We start from the raw sequence: 429 nt of genomic DNA, 5'->3' as shown, positions 1-429 counted from the left end.
GTCTCAAGGTCGCCAATTCCGACGAGGGCAATGCCGCCGTCGAAGCAGCGGTCAAGGCCAAGGTCGTGGCGCTGACCGATCGCTTCCCGCTCTATCCCTATCTCGGCTGACGCGATAGGAAGTTTTGCCGCCTGCTGCAACGACAAGCGTCGTTTCAGCAGGCCGGGGCGACCGGCAGGAGCCTTGATGATGCGACCATTTCGTTTCGCCGACCTTGGCGCCGTTGGCGCTCTGGCTGCTTTGATCGCCGGGCCTTTCCCCGGCAACGCCTTGGCGCAAACCGCCCCTGCTCAAGCCGCGCCCGCGCAACCCGCTCCTGCGCAACCCGCACCTCAGCCCGAGCCCCCGGCGCCCGCCCAGACGGCACCCAAGCTCGAAACCTTTGGCAGATGGTCGACCCTGGTCGACGAGGTCGACACCGGTGAGGAT

General features: G+C 66.2%; 1 pseudogene. It reads left to right on the top strand.

What is annotated here, in order from left to right:
* Positions 1-186: 186 nt before the first annotated feature.
* Positions 187-429 (top strand): annotated as a pseudogene (locus tag EN991_RS40560) (hypothetical protein); the annotation flags it as partial.

Origin of the sequence: Mesorhizobium sp. M7A.F.Ca.US.005.03.2.1 (genome assembly GCF_003997795.1) — a bacterium.
GTDB classification, from domain to species: domain Bacteria; phylum Pseudomonadota; class Alphaproteobacteria; order Rhizobiales; family Rhizobiaceae; genus Mesorhizobium; species Mesorhizobium ciceri.
The sequence above is the reverse complement of the archived record's forward strand: the minus strand, read 5'-3'. Positions and strand labels throughout refer to the sequence as shown.